The organism is Micromonospora sp. NPDC005299 (genome assembly GCF_042872345.1).
Taxonomy (GTDB): Bacteria; Actinomycetota; Actinomycetes; order Mycobacteriales; family Micromonosporaceae; genus Micromonospora.
This window is the reverse complement of sequence record NZ_JBIAKG010000003.1, coordinates 319789-336093: the sequence shown is the minus strand read 5'-3', so window position 1 is coordinate 336093 and position 16305 is coordinate 319789. Positions and strand designations below refer to the sequence as shown.

Sequence of the window (16305 nt, the reverse complement as noted above, 5' to 3'; positions counted from 1 at the left end):
GTTACAGCCCCTCCGCCACCGACGCGGCGATCTTCAGCCAGGCGTCCCGCGTGGCCGAGGAGAGCTGGCCGTAGCGGATCGGCTCGCCGGTGTCGATGAGCCGCTCGTACGGCGCCAGCAGCACCGCCCGGGTCCGCGCGGCGAAGTGCTCCTGGATGGCCGGCAGGTCGATTTCCTTGCGGGACGGCGGCATCGACACCACGGTCACCGCCTGCCGGACCAGCCGCTGCCGGCCGCTCTGCTCCAGGTGGTCGAGCATCCGCGCGGCGGTCTCGGCCGAGTCGTTCCGCGCCGACATGGTCACCACCAGCTGGTCGGTGGCGTCCATGGCGGCCTGCCAGTTCTGCGCCCGGACGTTGTTCCCGGTGTCCACGAAGATCAGCTTGTAGAAGCGGCTGACCACCTCCCGGATCTCGGCGAACGCGGCGGCAGTCAGCATCTCGCCGCCGGTCGCCGACTCGTCCGAGGCGAGCACGTCGAACATCCCCTCGCCCTGCGAGCGGACGTACTGCGACAGGTCGCCGACCCGGCCGTGCGGCCCCTGGAACTGGGCCAGGTCGCGCAGCATGTCCCGCACCGTGCGGGAGTGGAAGTCCTGCTGGGCCCGCATCCCGAGAGTGCCCTGCGTCTCGTTGTTGTCCCAGGCCAGCACGTACCCGCCGCGCTTCTGACCGAAGGTCATGGCGAGCAGCAGGATGGCGACGGTCTTGCCGGCGCCGCCCTTCGGGTTGACCACGGTCACCTGGCGCAGCCCGCCGAAGTTGCGGCGCACCATCTCGATGTCGCGCCGCATCTCCTGCTCCTGCCGCCCCGGCGCGAGCCGGACCAGCCCGATCTTGTTGACCACCGCCCGGACGCCCATGGTGGCGACCGGGTCGACCGGCCGGACCTGCCGCCGCCGGGCGAAGTCCTCCGCCGTCGGCGGGGTGCCGCTCGCCGGCGTCCAGACCTGCTCCGGGTACGCGGCCGGCGCCGGCTGCTGCGGCCCGGGCGGCTGCGGCCCGGGCTGGTGGTGTCCGGGGTGTGGCGGTGCGGGCGGCTGCTGTGGTGCGCCCGACTGCGGGGGCGGGCCGGCCTGCTGAGGCCAGGCCGGCGGGTACCAGCCCGGGGCACCCGCCTGGGGCGCCGGTTGCCCGTAGCCGACCGGACCCGGCGGGTACCCCGTCCCGTCGCCGTACGGCTGCTGCAGGGGTACGCCCGGTGAGGGCGGGAACGGTCCGAGCCGCGGCGGGGCGGCCTCGGGCGAGCCCTCGGCCGGGCTGTCGGCAACGCCCCGCGTGATCCCGGCCGCGGGCGCCACCGGGCCGGGAGCGGTCGGGCCGACGGTGGCCTGCGCAGGGCCGGCCTGGTCGGGCTCGGTCGCCGGGCCGGTGGCGTTCGGGTCCACGGGGTGGGCGGGGCCGGTGGTGTTCGGATCCACGGGGTGGGCCGGGGTCGCCGGGGCGGTGGCAGTCGGCTCGGGCTGGTAAACCGGGTTCGGCGGTCCGGCCTGGGTCGGCGCCGGGACCGGCCCGGGGTGCGACGTCCCCGTGGACGCGTCGGCGGTGGAGCGCTGCGGAGGCTGGGCCCAGGGGGACTCCGGCCGGCCGTTCGGTGGCGTGCCGGCCGGGCCGTCGGGGGAGGCTGCGGCCGCTCCGCCCGGCGTCCCGTCGGCGCTGGCCGGGGCATCCGCCGCGGTCACGACCGCCTCCGGGGCGGTCGTCGGCGGGCTGTCGAGGGGGCCGACCGCACCGACCGCACCGTCCGCGCTGCCCGCGCCGCCCGCGCTGTCCGCGCCGAGGGGGCCGGCCGGGTCGACGGCACCATCCGGGCCGCCGGCCCTCGTCGGGCCGACCAGGCCGTCCGGGCCGGGGGCGACCTCGGGGTCCGTCCTGACACCGGCCGCCGGGCCGGCCGCGCCGACTGCGGCGTCCGGCCGGAACGCGGCGTCCGAGCCGACCGCACCGTCCGGGTCTGCCGTGGTCGCCGCTCGGGAGGCGGTGGCCTCGGGGGTAGTGGGCGCCGGGGCGGGGGCCGGTTGGTCGAGGGTGAACGGCAGATCCAGGTCGACCGGAGCCGGCGCCGCGTGGGGCGTGGGCGTCCGGTCGCCCGGCTGTGCCCCGTCCCTCCCCGAGTCGGCCGCCGAGGGCGCCGGGTCGGGCGGCGACGGCGCGGGCCGGGCGGACGGGACGGGCCAGGCCGCCACGTTGGGCTGGGCCGGGGCCGCCCACGGCGGGGCGGTGACGACCCCGTCGATCTGCTCGGGCGGCCAGAGCGGTTCGATGTCCCGCTCCGGCACCTGCGGTTGACCCGGCACGTGGGCCCGGTCGGCGTTCTCGTGCACCACGGTTCCTCCCCATTCCTCCCGCCGAGGATAGGCCGTCCGGCCAGCCGGGTGGCCCGAGCGGGGGATCGACGGGGGTCAGGCCGTCCAGACCGCCCAGGCGCCCGGCTCGGTCCACCAGGACCGCTTCCGGCTCAGCTCGCCCTCGACGCCGTCGTCGAGGAAGGGCACCTTCTTGTCGCGGGGCACGACCGCCGCCGCCCGGCCCCGGGCCCGGCGCACCTCCAGGCGTACCTTCTTCCGGCCCAACGCGGACCGGGTGACCACGGGCACGGCGACCGCCACCTCGACCCGGCCGTCGGACGGGTCCGGGTCGGCCAGCAGCACCACGTCGTCCAGGCGCGCGTACCCGCCGGCGTTGCCGATCGCGCAGGCCATGATCGGCTCTTCGCCGGTGCTCAGCAGCGTGCCGTCGACCTCGATCCTGGCCCGCCAGTGCAGCGGGCGGCCCACTTCGTCGGCCGCACCGAGCAGCGCGCCGTCCAGGGTCACCGAGCCGCCGTCGTTGCGCAGCAGGTCGAGCCGGCGGGCGGTGCCGTCCAGCACCGCGGCGGCCACCGCCGCCGGGTCGCGGGGCAGGCCGAGCTGCGCGGCCAGGTCCCGCGCCGTCCCCGACCGGGCCGGGTCGAGCGGGAGTACGCCGACCGGCGGCAGGTCCGGCACGGTCCGGTTGTCGGGCAGGTCGGCGGGGCGGCGGCTGGGCGGCGGAGCGTACCGCCGGACCAGCCGGCGCAGCACGGCGCGCAACTGCCCGTCACTGGCCGTGGCGACGACCAGCCGGGTCTTGGAGTCGGGGTCCGGCCAGGTGAGGCCGTCGGCGCGGGGTGGGCCGTCGAGGCGCGCCAGCACCTCGTCGATCTCCGCGTCCGAGCGGGCGGTCACCGTCTCCACCCGGGCACCCCGGGCGGTCAGCGCGTCCGCACAGGCCAGCACCGGTACGCGCGGCGTCTCGCAGCGCTCCTCGGGCTGCTCGCCGGCCGCCTCCGACGCGCCACCGCAGCAGGCTCCACCGCTGCCGCAGCCTCCACCGGGAGCGTCCCGCTCCGAGCCGAGGGTGAGCAGCACCACGTCGTACACGAAGGAGCCTCCTGCTTCTCGACGAACCCCTGCCGGTCCCGCCGTCACTACTTGTTAGCCTGACACCCCGGGCTCGCCGACCGGTCGCCACCTGGCACCCGAGCCTTCTGGAGGCGGAAAAGATGCCAGCGATCGTGCTCATCGGCGCTCAGTGGGGCGACGAGGGCAAGGGCAAGGTTACCGACCTGCTGGGTGAGCGGGTCGACTACGTCGTGCGCTACTCCGGCGGCAACAACGCCGGCCACACGGTGATCACGCCGGACGGCCAGAAGTACGCGCTGCACCTCATGCCGTCCGGCGCGCTGTCGCCGAACGCGATGATCGTCATCGGCAACGGCGTAGTCGTCGACCCGAAGGTGCTGCTGGAGGAGATCGACGGTCTCGCCGAGCGGGGCGTCGACGTCTCCCGGCTGCGGATCTCGGGTGACGCGCACCTCATCATGCCGCACCACCGGGCGCTGGACCGGGTGGTCGAGCGCTACCTGGGCAGCTCGCGGATCGGCACCACGGGCCGGGGCATCGGCCCCGCGTACGGCGACAAGGTCGCCCGCATGGGCATCCGGCTCCAGGACCTGCTGGACCCCGGCATCCTGCGCAAGAAGCTGGAGCTGGCGCTCCGCGAGAAGAACCAGCTGCTGTTCAAGGTCTACAACCGCAAGGCGATCGACGTCGACGGGACGATCGAGGAGTACCTGGGCTACGCGGAGCGGCTCCGGCCGTACATCGCGGAGACCCGGGTCATGCTCTGGGACGCGCTGGACCGCGGCGAGACCGTCCTGCTGGAGGGTGCCCAGGCCACCATGCTCGACATGGACCACGGCACGTACCCGTTCGTCACCTCGTCGAACCCGACGGCGGGCGGGGCGTGCGTGGGCGCCGGCATCCCGCCGACCGCGATCACCAAGGTCATCGCGGTGAGCAAGGCGTACACCACCCGGGTGGGTTCCGGCCCGTTCCCGACCGAGCTGTTCGACGACAACGGCCAGCACCTGCGCAAGATCGGCCACGAGTACGGCACCACCACCGGCCGTGAGCGCCGCACCGGCTGGTTCGATGCCGTCGTGGCCCGGTACGCCTGCCGCCTCAACGGCGTCACCGACCTGGTCATCACCAAGCTGGACGTGCTGACCGGCATGCCCAAGGTGCCGATCTGCGTCGGCTACGAGATCAACGGCGAGCGCTTCGACGACATGCCGATGACGCAGACGGACTTCCACCACGCCACCCCGATCTACGAAGAGCTCGACGGCTGGTGGGAAGACATCACCAAGGCCCGAACCGAAGACGAGCTCCCGGAGAACGCCCGGCGCTACATCGCCCGCATCGAAGAACTGTGCGGCACCAAGGTGAGCATCGTAGGCGTAGGCCCCGGCCGCGAAGAAAACGTAATCCGCCACCCCCTCCTCCCCTAACCCTCGATCCCCCTCCCGGCCCGGACCACCCGGCACGGCCCGGCCCGGTGATCATGAAGTTATTGCTCCGACACGCCGATTCCGGTGGTAATAACTTCATGATCAACCCGGTCCCCCGTGGTTTTTGTCCACAGGGTTGTCCACAGGGGTGGTCGGTGGGGGTGGGGCGGTGGATTGTGCGGGGTGTGGATGCTCTGGGGATCGTGCGGCGGGTGGCTGCGGCTCGGGACGGTGTGGTGACGCTGGCTCAGGCGCGCGCCGCCGGCTTCAGCGTGCACGAGGTGCAGCGCATGTGCCGGGCCGGTCGGTGGCGGCCCCTGGCTCGTGGCGGCTACCTGGTCGACGCGGACGCCTACGACGGCATCCCGCGACGTGCGCGGATCAGAGCGGCAGTGGCTTCGTTCGGTCCGGGCGCTGTGGCGGTGCTCGGCACCGCCGCCGAGTTGCACCGCATCGAGGGGCTGCCACGCAGCGACCTGATCCACCTGTCGGTGCCCGGCTCCGCGGCGCGACCGGTCCGTGCGTCCCATCCCGACGTGGTGGTACATCAGCTCGTCATCGGGCCGGGGCAGTTCCAGCGGGTGGCCGGGATCATGGCGACCGATCCGCTGCGCACGGTGGCCGATCTCGTGCTGCGGGAGGACCGGTACCAGGCGGTCTCGCTGGTGGATTCCGCGCTGAATCGACGCCTGCTCGCTCCCGGCGATATCGAACGGATGCCGGCGCTGCTCAGGGGGCGACGCGGCGCAGTCACCGCACGCGGCTACCTCGCCGAAGCCAACGGCCTGGCCCAGTCGCCGCTGGAGACGCGTACCCGGCTCCGGTGCGTCGACGGCCGGATCCCGCCGGACGCCCTTCAGGAGGAGGTCCGCGACGGCGACGGCTACCTGCTGGGCGTCGGTGACCTGGCCTGGCGCGCCGCCCGGGTCATCGCCGAGGCGGACGGCCGGCGGGCGCATGGGGGGCCCAGCGCGCTCTTCGCCGATCGGCACCGCCAGAACCGCCTGGTCAACGCCGGCTGGACGGTGCTGCGCTTCACCTGGGCCGACACCCTCCGCCCCGACTACATCCCCTGGGTGGTCCGGCAGGCCGTCAACGCGCGGAGACCACCATCCGGGCAGCGGGCCTCATGATCGTCGGGGCGAGGTGGGGTGGTCAGTAGAATGCGGGGTCGTGCGGGTTCTTCTTGTGGGTGGTGGGGGGCGGGAGCATGCGCTCGCGCTCGGACTGGCCGGCGATCCGTCCGTCGAAGCGCTGGTCGCCGCGCCGGGTAACCCCGGCATCGCGGCCGTGGCCGAGTTGCGGGAGGTGAACGGCGCCGATCCGGCGGCCGTGGCGGCGCTCGCCGTCGAGGTGGCGGCGGATCTGGTGGTGATCGGGCCGGAGGCGCCGCTGGTGGCCGGGGTTGCCGACGCGGTGCGGGCCAAGGGCATCGCGGCGTTCGGCCCGTCGGCCGAGGCGGCCCGGCTGGAGGGCTCGAAGACCTTCGCCAAGGAGGTGATGACCGCGGCCGGCGTGCCGACCGCCCGGGCGTACACCTGTGCCGACGCGGCGAGCGTCGGGAAGGCGCTGGACGAGTTCGGTGCGCCGTACGTGGTGAAGAACGACGGGCTGGCCGCCGGCAAGGGTGTCGTGGTGACGGATGACCGCGCCGCCGCCGAGCGGCACGCCGCGGAGTGCGGCCGGGTGGTGATCGAGGAGTACCTGGCCGGTCCCGAGGTCTCCCTCTTCGTGGTCACCGACGGCGAGGCCGCCGTGCCGCTGCTGCCCGCCCAGGACTTCAAGCGCGTCGGTGACGGCGACACCGGGCCGAACACCGGAGGCATGGGCGCGTACGCGCCGCTGCCCTGGGCCCCGCCCGGCCTGGTCGACGAGGTGATGCGTGACGTCGTGCACCCGACGCTGGCCGAGCTGCGCCGCCGGGGCACCCCGTTCGCCGGCCTGCTCTACGTGGGCCTGGCGATCACCGCCGCCGGCCCGCGCGTGATCGAGTTCAACGCCCGCTTCGGCGACCCGGAGACCCAGGTGGTGCTCGCCCTGCTGGAGACGCCGCTGGCCGGGCTGCTGCACGCCGCCGCCACCGGCACGCTGGCCGCGCACCCGCCGCTGCGCTGGCGTGACGGCGCGGCGGTCACCGTCGTGGTGGCGGCCGAGGGTTACCCGGCGGCGCCGCGTACCGGTGGTGTGATCACCGGCGCGGACCGCGCCGGGGTCATCCACGCCGGCACCCGCCGGGACCCCGACGGCAGCCTGCGCTCCGCCGGGGGCCGGGTCCTCTGCGGTACGGCCACCGGCCCGACCCTGGCCGCCGCGCGGGACGCCGCCTACGAGGTGGTACGCGGCATCGAGCTGGCCGGCTCGCACCACCGCTCCGACATCGCCGCCGCCGCGGTGGACGGCCGGATCGACCTTCCCGCCTGACCGGGCCCGGCCACCTCGTCGCCGCTTGACGCCCTGGCTCGGTCGTCAGCGGTTCGTCGCGCCGGGTGAGACCCCCGGCTGACCCGCCGTCTCCGGGCCGGTGCCGTGCGGCGGCGCCGAGCCGCCGGGCGCGCGGCCGACCATTCGGTCGAGCACGTTGGCGGTGGCCCGCTCGATCCGCTCGTCGCGGTGCCCGCGCCGGTTCAGCGCCATCGTCCAGCCGAGGGTGCCGGTGGCGAAGACCACCGCTCCCCGGGGCGTCTCGTACACGTGGGTGCTCTGCATCCGCCGCCCGCCCTGCTGTGCGGGGTAGGGCGACCGGCTGAGCAGGGTCTCGCCGAGCCCGCCGGGCCGGGGGGTGGCGCTGTGGACGCCGTCCGCCTCGCCCCGGACGACCCCGGGGATCCGGTCGCCGTCGGCCGCCCCGGTGCCGGCCCACACCCAGTGGTCGGCCGACCGGACCACCAGCGGCTGCGGGGTGGCCACGATGCCGTTGTACTGGACGCCGAGCAGCGCCTGCTCGGGGGTGTCGAGGCTGCGCCAGGTCACCGTCGGCCCGGCGGCGTCCTCGTCCGGGTCGGGGGTGGACTTGGCGCAGGCGATGACCCGCTCCGGACGGCCGCCGGCCGAGGGACGCACCCGGATGTGCCAGTAGACGCTGTTCGCGCCGAGGAAGGCGAGGCTGGTGCCGTCGGCCAGCGCGGCCTCGGCGGCGCGGCGCATCTCCGCCGACCAGTACTCGTCGTGCCCGCAGAACACCAGCCCGCGGTGCCGGGCCGGGTCGAGCCGCCCCGAGTGCAGGTCGAAGCTGGTCGCGTAGCTGACGTCGTAGCCGTTGCGCTCCAGCCACTGGACGGCGTCGTGGTCCCGGCTGAACTGCGTCGGCTGGCCCGCGTCGGCGTACGGGCGGTCGAAGGAGACCTCGCGTGCCCGCAGGGCCGGGTCGCGCCGCCCGCTGGCCGCGTAGCCGTTGTAGAGGCTCTTGCCGGCCCGCCGGTCCCGCGGCCACTGGTTGTACGCCTGCCAGGTGGTCACCGGCAGCACCACGCAGAGCGCGGCGGCCCGCGCGTCGTCCCGCACCACGAAGGGGGTGCACGCGCGCCAGCCGTCGGCGGAGGTGAAGACCGCCTGGTAGAGGCCGGAGGTCCAGTCCTCGGGGATGCGGAGGGTCCAGGACACCGGCCAGCGGCAGGCGATCGCTCCGGTGGCCGGGTCGGCGGCCGGCACCGGTTGCGGCGTGCCGTCCAGTTCCGGGCTGGTCAGCATGGTCCGGGCGCCGGCGCCGTCGTACCAGCCGAGGCGGTGCACGGTGATGCGGAACCGTCGGGCCGGGTTGACCGCGACGTGGAAGTCGACGGATTCGCCGGGGGCGAGGCTGGTCGTCGAGGCGTACCCCTGGATCTGCCGCCGTCGGTCGTCGGTGGTCCGGGTGTCGTCCGGCGGCCACCAGGGCTCGCCGGCCGCGCGGTTCTCGACCTCGACCGGTGGGGTCTCGCGGCGCATCGGCGGGCGGGCGCGGCGCCCGCTCAGAACGGGCTCGGGGGTGCCGGCGAGCGCGGTGGCGGAGACGCCGCCGAGGAGAAGGCCCAGGGCCCAGCGCCGACGGAGTCGCACCATGCGAGCAGCTCCCGGTGGGGTGAGAGTCACTGCCGGGGCAGCCGGCGCACGGAAGGTACCACCGGCGGGGCGGCTCCGTCTGTCCCCTGTGCGACCCCCCTCAGCCGTAGTAGCGGCGGAGTTCGCGGCTGAGCACCTTGCCGGTCGCGTTGCGCGGCAGGTACTTGACGAACACCACGTCCCTGGGCACGGAGAAGCGGGCCAGGTAGTGCCGGACGTACTCGCGGACCGCCTCCGGGTCGAGCGTCTCGCCGGGGTGCAGGGCCAGGAACGCGGCCAGCCGCTGGCCGTAGTCCGGGTCCGGCACGCCGATCACGGCGACCTCGCGGACCTGCGGCAGCCGGGCGATCAGATCCTCCACCTCGGACGGGAAGACGTTCTCGCCGCCGGAGACGATCATGTCGTCGGCCCGCCCGTCAACGAAGAGCAGGCCGTCCGGGTTCATCCGGCCCAGGTCGCCGGTGTCCAGCAGGCCGTCGCGGCTCTCCCGGCCGACCCCCGAGGTGTATCCCTCGAAGAGCATCTCGTTGCCCACGAAGATCCGGCCGACCCGGCCGTCCCGGACCGGCTCACCGGCCTCGTCCACGATCTCCACCCGGGTGCCGTGCGGCGGGCGGCCCGCCGTGGTGGGGGCGGCCCGCAGTTCCGCCGGGCCGGCGATGGACGCCCAGGAGACCTCGGTCGAGCCGTAGAGGTTGTGGACGACGTCGCCGAAGCGGTCCATGAAGGCGGTGGCCAGGCCGCCGGGAAGGGCGGAGCCGCTGACCGCGACCACCTTGAGCGGCGGCCGGGGCTCGGGCGGCGGCGCCTCCATCAGCCGTTGCAGCATCACCGGTACGGCGAAGAGCGCGTCGCAGGGCTGCCCGGCCAGGGCGGCCAGCGTGGCGGCCGGGTCGAACCGGCGGTGCAGCACGATCGTGGCGCGCAGCGCGAAGGACACCTGGAGGGCGGCGTACCCCCAGGTGTGGAAGATCGGCGCGGCGATCAGCACGGTGTCGTGCACGTGCAGTGGGATCCGGTCGATGATGGACACCAGCGGGCCGAAGCCGTGCGGCGTGGGCCGGCGGGCGCCCTTGGGTGCGCCGGTGGTGCCGGAGGTGAGCACGATGGTCCGGCCGTCCCGCTCCGGCGGCTGGAGCTGGTCCCCGGGCAGCGCGCCGGCGATCAGCTCCTCCTGGCGGCGCTCGTCGACCCGGTGCAGCTCGGCGGGAAGACCGAGGACCCGCTCGGCGAACTCGGCGTCGTGCACCAGCACGCGCAGGCCCTGCTCCTCGGCCACGGTGGCCAGCTGGGCCGCGGAGAGACCGGTGTTGACCAGTACGGCGTCGGCGCCGAGCAGCATCGCGGCGACGATCGCCTCGATCAGGCCGTGGTGGTTGCGGCAGAGCACGCCCACCCGGTCGCCGGACTGCACGCCGAGCCCGGCCCGCAGCGACCGGGCCAGCCGTTCCGACCGGTGCAGCAGCTCCTGGTAGGTCAGCGAGGCGCCGTGTTCGTCGACGATGGCGGTCCGCCCCGGGTCGCGTGCGGCGGCTTGGCGCAGCTCTCCGGCCAGGCTCCAGCCCCAGCGGCGCAGGGCGCTGAGTTGGGAGGCCACCCGGATCGGGCGGCCCGGGTTGAGCAGTCCGCGTCGGGTCAGCGTGGCGACGATGAACGGCAGGTCCAAGTCGCAACCTCCTTCGCGTTCGATGTTCTCCCGATCATGCACCCGCGGCGGCGCGGGGCCCAGCCCACGTGATCAGTTGCCCAGCCAGCGGAATTCGAAGCAGGGACCGGCGGCCCGACCCGCGACGGCGGTACGCCCGGCACGGCGGTGCCGTCGCGGGTCGGGTCGGGGTCCGCCGGCGATCAGCGGATCTGCATGCCGGAGATGGCCCGGGAGATGACCAGCCGCTGGATCTCGGAAGTGCCCTCGAAGATGGTGTAGATCTTGGCGTCCCGGTACCACCGCTCGACCGGGTGGTCACGCAGGAAGCCGGCGCCGCCGAGGAGCTGGACCGCCCGGTCGGTGACGGAGACGGCCACCTCGCCGGCCTTGAGCTTGGACATCGAGCCCTCGCCCGCGGTGAACGGCCGGTTGTTGCGACCCATCCAGGAGGCCCGCCAGACCAGCAGCCGGGCCGCGTCGATCTCCATCTTCATGTCGGCGAGCGCGAACGCGATCGCCTGGTTCTCGATGATCGGGCGTCCGAACTGGACCCGTTCCTTGGCGTAGTCGAGGGCGTACTCGTACGCGGCGCGGGCCACGCCGAGCGCCTGCGCGCCGACGGTCGGGCGGGACAGTTCGAACGTGCGCATCGCGGCCTGCCCGGAGGCGCGCTGGCCGGTGCGGGCCCGGGCCAGCCGCTCGTCGAGCGCCTCCTTGCCGCCCAGCAGGCAGCGCCCCGGGACCCGTACGTCGTCGAGGAAGACGTCGGCGGTGTGCGAGGCGCGCAGCCCGAGCTTGCGCAGCTTGCGGGTGGCGGTGAGCCCCGGCGTGCCGGGCGGCACGACGAACGCGGCCTGGCCCCGCGAGCCCAGGTCGGGCTCGACCGAGGCGGTGACCACGTGCACCCCGGCGATGCCGCCGTTGGTGGCGTACGCCTTCTGCCCGTTCAGCACCCACTCGTCGGTGGCCGCGTCGTAGACGGCGCGGGTCCGCATCGACCCGACGTCGGAGCCGGCCTCCGGCTCGGTGGTGCAGAACGCGGCGACCGCCGGCTGGTCGACGTCACCGAAGCACTGCGGCACCCATTCGATGAGCTGGTCGGGGGTGCCGGCGCCGTAGATGGCGGCGACGGCCAGCGAGGTGCCGAAGATGCTCAGGCCGATGCCGGCGTCACCCCAGAACAGCTCCTCGCTGGCGATCGGGAGGGAGAGTCCGGTGGGGTCGGCCCAGCAGGTGGCGAGGAACTCGAAGCCGTACAGGCCGACCTTCGCGGCCTCCTGGATGATCGGCCAGGGAGTCTCCTCCCGGGCGTCCCACTCGGCCGCGGCCGGGCGCACGACCTCGGCCGCGAAGCCGTGCACCCAGTCGCGAAGGTCCCGCTGTTCCTCGTTCAGGTCGAGCGAGAACTCGGCCATGTCAGGCCTTGGGGATGTCGAACAGGTTGGCGATGTTGGCGGCGAGGCCCAGGTCGCCCTTGGCCTTCAGCTTGCCGGTCATGAACATCATGACCGGGTTGCCGCCACCGGAGACGATCTTCAGGAACTCGACCGGGCCCATGGTGAGGCTGAGCTTCGGGTCCCGGGTCGGGGTCTCCGAGACGGCGCAGGTGCCGTTCTCGATGACGATCTCGTAGGTGTCGGTGCCACCGTCGGGGCGACCGGTGATGTTCCAGTGGATGACCGCGTTGGTGGAGCCGGCCCGGTCGGCCCGGAACAGCGTCGGCATCCGGTTGAAGACCTCGCTGAGGATCTTGCCGCGCAGGTCGCCGGACATGACCTCGGCGATCTTGTCGTCGGGGGTGGACTTGACCAGCTGCGCGAACTCCTTCGGGCCGACGTTCGCGAAGTTGGCCGGGTCGAAGTCACTCATGGGGGATGCACCTCTCGGGCGAGCCGACTTTGGTTACTCAGGCGTAACCCTACGCACGAGTAGGTATGCTCGCAAGGGTGTCCAGCACACCGACCTTCAAGCGCCTCCCCCGCGCCGTGCGCGAGCAGCAGATGCTCGACGCGGCGGTCAAGGTCTTCTCCCGCCGGGGCTTCCACGCGGCCAGCATGGACGAGATCGCCGACGACGCCGGCATCTCCAAGCCGATGGTCTACGCGTACCTGGGGACGAAGGAAGAGCTCTTCGTCGCCTGCCTGCACCGGGAGGGCACCCGGATGATGGAGGCCATCGCCGGGGCGGCCGCTCCCGACCTGCCCGCCGACGAGCGGCTCTGGCGCGGGCTGCGCGCCTTCTTCGGCTTCGTCGGCGCGCACCGGGACGGCTGGGCGGTGCTCTACCGGCAGGCCCGTGGCGAGCAGCCGTTCGCCGCCGAGCTGGCCACCATGCGCGGCCGGCTGGTCGAGGTGGTCGCCGGGATGCTCGACCACGCGCTGCGCGCCAAGGGACGCGACGTCGGCGCCACCGACCTGGAGGTCGTCGCGTACGCCCTGGTCGGCGCGACCGAGTCGCTGGCCGACTGGCTGGCCGACCACCCGGAGGCGGACCCGGAGAAGACCGCGACCCGGATGATGAACGTGGCCTGGCTCGGCGCCGACCAGCTGCTGCGCGGCATCACCTGGCACCCGCCGACCTCATGAAGGAGCCGGTCATCGTCGTGCGGTGGCGCGGGCGCGGCGGCGGGCCCAGCGGACCGCCTCGAACAGGCCGGTGACCGCCACCGAGAGGCCGACGCCGGCGAGCAGGGCCTGGACCGGGTTGTGCTCGAAGGCCAGCCCGCCGAAATAGCCGAGCAGGCCGCAGTAGATCCCCCAGGTGCCGCAGGCCAGCGCGTCGTACATGAGGAAGGAGCGGGCCGGGTAGCGGACCGCGCCCATGGTCAGGGTGACCGCGGTCCGGCCGCCGGGGACGTACCGGGCGGTGGTCAGGATGATCCCACCGCGCCGGTCCACCGCCCGTCGGGCCCACTCGGAACTCGCCCGGCGCCGGCTGTCGACGGGTAGCCGGGCCAGCCGGTGCGCGCCGCCGCCGCGCCCGATCGCGTAGGAGATGTGGTCGCCGAGGAACGCGCCGAAGGCGGCGGCCACGATCACCCCGACCAGGTTCGGCTCCCCGCCGGCCGCGAAGACCCCCGCGGTGATCGCCACGGTCTCGCCGGGCACCGCCGGGAAGAACGCGTCGACCGCGGTGACCGCGATGATCACCAGGTACGCCCACGGTGAGGTCACCGTCTGGTGCAGCAGGTCGAGCACGTCCCCCATGCCCCCATGCTCTGGGGTGCGGTGTCAGCAGGGGGCACTTCCTCTGCAAAGGCGTCAGCAAGGGGCTCAGCGGACGGTGCCCACCAGGTGCGGCCGGCCCCGCCGCGCGTCGTGCAGCGCGAAGTCCCAGGTCGCGCCCGTGGCGGCGGCGCTGAAGGCCACCGTCGACGGCAGCGGCACGGGCAGCTTGAAGGCCACCTCCACCGTGTAGGACTCCGGCAGCCGGCTCTCCAGCGCGGCCAGGCAGCGGGCCTTGCTCCACATGCCGTGGGCGATCGGGCGCGGGAAGCCGAACAGCCGTGCGCCCAGCTTCGAGGTGTGGATCGGGTTGTGGTCGCCGGAGACCCGCGCGTAGTCGGTGCCCACCCGGGGAGTCACCCGCCAGTGCGCCGAGGCGGCCGGCGGGGTCGGGCGGTCACCCAGCTCGCGCCGCGGGCCGCCGCCCGCCGCGCGCTCCCGCCCGAGGTACGTCGAGACGCCCCGCCAGACCTCCTCCCCGTCCACCGAGCCGACCAGCACCACGTCGAGCTGCCGGCCCCGCTCGTGCGGGCGCAGGTTCTCGGCGTACGTGCGGAAGTCCACCGTCTCGCCGACCTCCACCGGCCGGTGCACGGTGATCCGGTTCGCCACGTGCACCACCCCGGTCAGCGGGATGGGGAACTCCGGCGCGGTCATCAGCCGAAGCGACAGCGGAAAGCCCAGCACGTGCAGGTACGTCGCCGGCAGCCGGTCGGCCAGCCGGAACCCGCACACCCGGTCGTAGTCGGCCAGATGGGCCGGGTCGACCGTCACCCCGGAGACGCCCAGCTCCACCGCGGGCACGTCCTGCCGGCGCCGGCCGCCCATGCCGGGCAGCGCCCCCAGCAGGGCCCGCCGGTAGAGCGCCCCCGGCGCCGGCAGCCGCGGCAGGTCGATGCGCAGGCGGCCGTCCGGCCCGGTGCGCTCCGGGGCGGTCAGGGTGGCCGCGCCGCCCGACGTGACCGCCGCGGCCGCGCGGGACAGGTCGCGGGTGCGGTCGTCGGCCAGCGCGGACAGGTCCTGGGTGCGGTCGTCGGCCAGCGCCGACAGATCCTGGGTCGCCTCGACCTGCGGCTCCGGGAGATCCCGGGCGGCGAGCGCCGCGCGGGCCGAGGTGAGGTCCTGGGTCGGCCCCTCGATCAGGTCGTGCACCGACAGCTCCTCGGCCGGCTCCTCCGGCCGCTGCTTCCGCCGCGCCATCACGCCCCCAGCAGGCTCTGGCCGCAGACCCGGACCACGTTGCCGCTGACCGCGCCGCTCGCCGGCCAGGACAGCCAGCCGATCGTCTCGGCCACGTCCACCGGCAGGCCGCCCTGGGCCATGCTGTTCATCCGCCGGCCCGCCTCGCGGATCAGCAGCGGGATCCGGGCGGTCAGCCGGGTCTCGATGAAGCCGGGCGCGACCGCGTTGAGGCTGATGCCCCGCTCGCCCAGCACCGGGGAGAGGGAGTCGACCAGGCCGATCACCCCGGCCTTGCTGGTCGCGTAGTTGGTCTGCCCCCGGTTGCCCGCGATGCCGGCGATCGACGAGACCGAGACGATCCGGCCGCCGGCCGGGATCAGGTCGCGCTCCAGCAGCACGTCGTTGATCCGCTCCTGGCTGGAGAGGTTCACGTCGATCACCGAGTCCCAGCGGTCGGCGTCCATCCGGCCGAGCGTCTTGTCCCGGGTGATGCCGGCGTTGTGCACCACCACGTCGACCCGGCCGTGCCGGCTCGCCAGGTGCTCGGCCAGCCGGGTCGGTGCGTCCGGCGCCGTCAGGTCGAGCTGCACCGCGCTGCCGCCGATCTCGTTGGCGACCGCGGCCAACTCGTCCCCGGCGGCCGGGATGTCCAGCGCGACGACCGAGGCGCCGTCCCGGGCGAGCACCCGGGCCAGCGCCGCGCCGATGCCCCGGGCCGCCCCGGTGACCAGGACGACCTGGCCGTCCAGCGGCCGGTCCCAGTCGGCCGGCGCGGCGGCCGTCCCGGCGCCGATCCGGATCACCTGGCCGGAGACGTACGCGGACCGGCCGCTGAGCAGGAACCGCAGGGTGGCCTCCAGGCTGGCCGGGGTGCCGGCGTCGCCGTCCTTCGTCACGTAGACGAGCTGGGCCGTCACGCCCCGGCCGAACTCCTTGCCGATGCTGCGGGTCAGCCCCTCCAGCGCGCGCTGGGCGGTGGCCTCCCGGGGCGAGCCGCATTCGGCCGGCGGGGTGCCCAGCACGATCACCCGGCCGCTGGGCTGCAGCGCCCGGGCCTGCGGGTGGAAGAAGTCGTAGAGCTGGCGCAGGCCGGTGGAGTCGGTGATGCCGCTGGCGTCGTACACCAGGGCTGCGAAGCGGGCCGTGGCGTCGGTGGCGGCGGCCGGGTCGACCAGCTCGACCCCGGCGGCGGTCAGCACCTTGCCCACCGGCTCGGCGAGCCGGCCGTCGGTCGACGAGCCAAGCAGGACCGGCCCGGGGACGAGCGGGTCGCCCGGCGTGTGCCGGCGCAGGCGAGGCGGGTCGGGCAGCCCGAGGCGCTTGACCAGCGCGCGGCCGGCCCCCGTATGGACGAAGCTCGCGTACCTGTCGGTCATAGGCGTAGCCTACTGGCGAGTAGGG

Annotated in this window: 13 protein-coding genes; 4 read left to right on the top strand and 9 right to left on the bottom strand. The window is 74.4% G+C overall.

The genetic code is table 11. The annotated features are described in order from the left end of the window. Position 1: 1 nt before the first annotated feature. Both ACFYPD_RS10965 and ACFYPD_RS10960 read right to left on the bottom strand, forming a co-directional pair. Complete coding sequence (locus ACFYPD_RS10965) at positions 2-2326, bottom strand: chromosome partitioning protein (RefSeq protein ID WP_387111366.1); 2325 nt, start codon at positions 2324-2326, stop codon at positions 2-4. Between the two features lie 75 nt (positions 2327-2401). After that, complete coding sequence (locus ACFYPD_RS10960) at positions 2402-3400, bottom strand: diacylglycerol kinase family protein (protein ID WP_387111363.1); 999 nt, start codon at positions 3398-3400, stop codon at positions 2402-2404. A 122-nt stretch (positions 3401-3522) separates the two neighbouring features. Between ACFYPD_RS10960 and ACFYPD_RS10955 the strand changes: the two genes are divergently transcribed. From ACFYPD_RS10955 to purD, 3 genes are all read left to right on the top strand, one after another. Continuing rightward, on the top strand, positions 3523-4812 hold the full coding sequence (locus ACFYPD_RS10955; RefSeq protein ID WP_387111360.1) for an adenylosuccinate synthase: 1290 nt from the start codon (positions 3523-3525) through the stop codon (positions 4810-4812). Between the two features lie 212 nt (positions 4813-5024). After that, positions 5025-5945, top strand: coding sequence for a type IV toxin-antitoxin system AbiEi family antitoxin domain-containing protein (locus ACFYPD_RS10950; RefSeq protein WP_387111357.1), 921 nt, complete (start codon positions 5025-5027; stop codon positions 5943-5945). Between the two features lie 40 nt (positions 5946-5985). Continuing rightward, entirely contained in the window at positions 5986-7233 is a 1248-nt protein-coding gene (purD, locus tag ACFYPD_RS10945) for a phosphoribosylamine--glycine ligase (protein WP_387111354.1), read from the top strand. A 45-nt stretch (positions 7234-7278) separates the two neighbouring features. On the opposite strand, the gene ACFYPD_RS10940 is transcribed toward purD, so the two are convergent. The 4 genes from ACFYPD_RS10940 to ACFYPD_RS10925 all read right to left on the bottom strand — a co-directional run bounded on the left by ACFYPD_RS10940 (position 7279) and on the right by ACFYPD_RS10925 (position 12367). Next, complete coding sequence (locus ACFYPD_RS10940) at positions 7279-8850, bottom strand: N,N-dimethylformamidase beta subunit family domain-containing protein (protein ID WP_387111351.1); 1572 nt, start codon at positions 8848-8850, stop codon at positions 7279-7281. Between the two features lie 100 nt (positions 8851-8950). Further along, positions 8951-10516, bottom strand: a complete 1566-nt coding sequence (locus ACFYPD_RS10935) for an AMP-binding protein (protein ID WP_387111348.1) — start codon at positions 10514-10516, stop codon at positions 8951-8953. Between the two features lie 182 nt (positions 10517-10698). Then, positions 10699-11913 (bottom strand): acyl-CoA dehydrogenase family protein, encoded by a 1215-nt coding sequence (locus tag ACFYPD_RS10930; RefSeq protein ID WP_387111346.1) that lies wholly within the window; start codon positions 11911-11913, stop codon positions 10699-10701. 1 nt (position 11914) lies between these two features. Continuing rightward, entirely contained in the window at positions 11915-12367 is a 453-nt protein-coding gene (locus ACFYPD_RS10925; RefSeq protein WP_151465474.1) for an SCP2 sterol-binding domain-containing protein, read from the bottom strand. 77 nt (positions 12368-12444) lie between these two features. Here ACFYPD_RS10925 and ACFYPD_RS10920 point away from each other — a divergent pair, with 77 nt between their 5' ends. Further along, positions 12445-13083 (top strand): TetR/AcrR family transcriptional regulator, encoded by a 639-nt coding sequence (locus tag ACFYPD_RS10920; RefSeq protein WP_387111344.1) that lies wholly within the window; start codon positions 12445-12447, stop codon positions 13081-13083. A gap of 9 nt (positions 13084-13092) precedes the next feature. Here ACFYPD_RS10920 and ACFYPD_RS10915 read toward each other — a convergent pair whose 3' ends face one another. The 3 genes from ACFYPD_RS10915 to ACFYPD_RS10905 form a co-directional block, all read right to left on the bottom strand. Further along, positions 13093-13704, bottom strand: coding sequence for a DedA family protein (locus ACFYPD_RS10915; RefSeq protein WP_387111341.1), 612 nt, complete (start codon positions 13702-13704; stop codon positions 13093-13095). Between the two features lie 66 nt (positions 13705-13770). Then, positions 13771-14661 (bottom strand): MaoC/PaaZ C-terminal domain-containing protein, encoded by an 891-nt coding sequence (locus ACFYPD_RS10910; protein WP_387112341.1) that lies wholly within the window; start codon positions 14659-14661, stop codon positions 13771-13773. Positions 14662-14921: 260 nt separating this feature from the next. Further along, positions 14922-16280: a 3-oxoacyl-ACP reductase gene (locus tag ACFYPD_RS10905; RefSeq protein WP_387111338.1), complete on the bottom strand. Its 1359-nt coding sequence runs from the start codon at positions 16278-16280 to the stop codon at positions 14922-14924. Positions 16281-16305: the final 25 nt, after the last annotated feature.

Excerpts from the sequence above, each read along its gene's own strand:
- ACFYPD_RS10925 (WP_151465474.1), bottom strand. The coding sequence starts at position 12,367 with ATGAGTGACTTCGACCCGGCCAACTTCGCGAACGTCGGCCCGAAGGAG.
- ACFYPD_RS10915 (WP_387111341.1), bottom strand. The coding sequence starts at position 13,704 with ATGGGGGACGTGCTCGACCTGCTGCACCAGACGGTGACCTCACCGTGG.
- ACFYPD_RS10930 (WP_387111346.1), bottom strand. The coding sequence starts at position 11,913 with ATGGCCGAGTTCTCGCTCGACCTGAACGAGGAACAGCGGGACCTTCGC.
- ACFYPD_RS10940 (WP_387111351.1), bottom strand. The coding sequence starts at position 8,850 with ATGGTGCGACTCCGTCGGCGCTGGGCCCTGGGCCTTCTCCTCGGCGGC.
- ACFYPD_RS10905 (WP_387111338.1), bottom strand. The coding sequence starts at position 16,280 with ATGACCGACAGGTACGCGAGCTTCGTCCATACGGGGGCCGGCCGCGCG.
- ACFYPD_RS10955 (WP_387111360.1), top strand. The coding sequence starts at position 3,523 with ATGCCAGCGATCGTGCTCATCGGCGCTCAGTGGGGCGACGAGGGCAAG.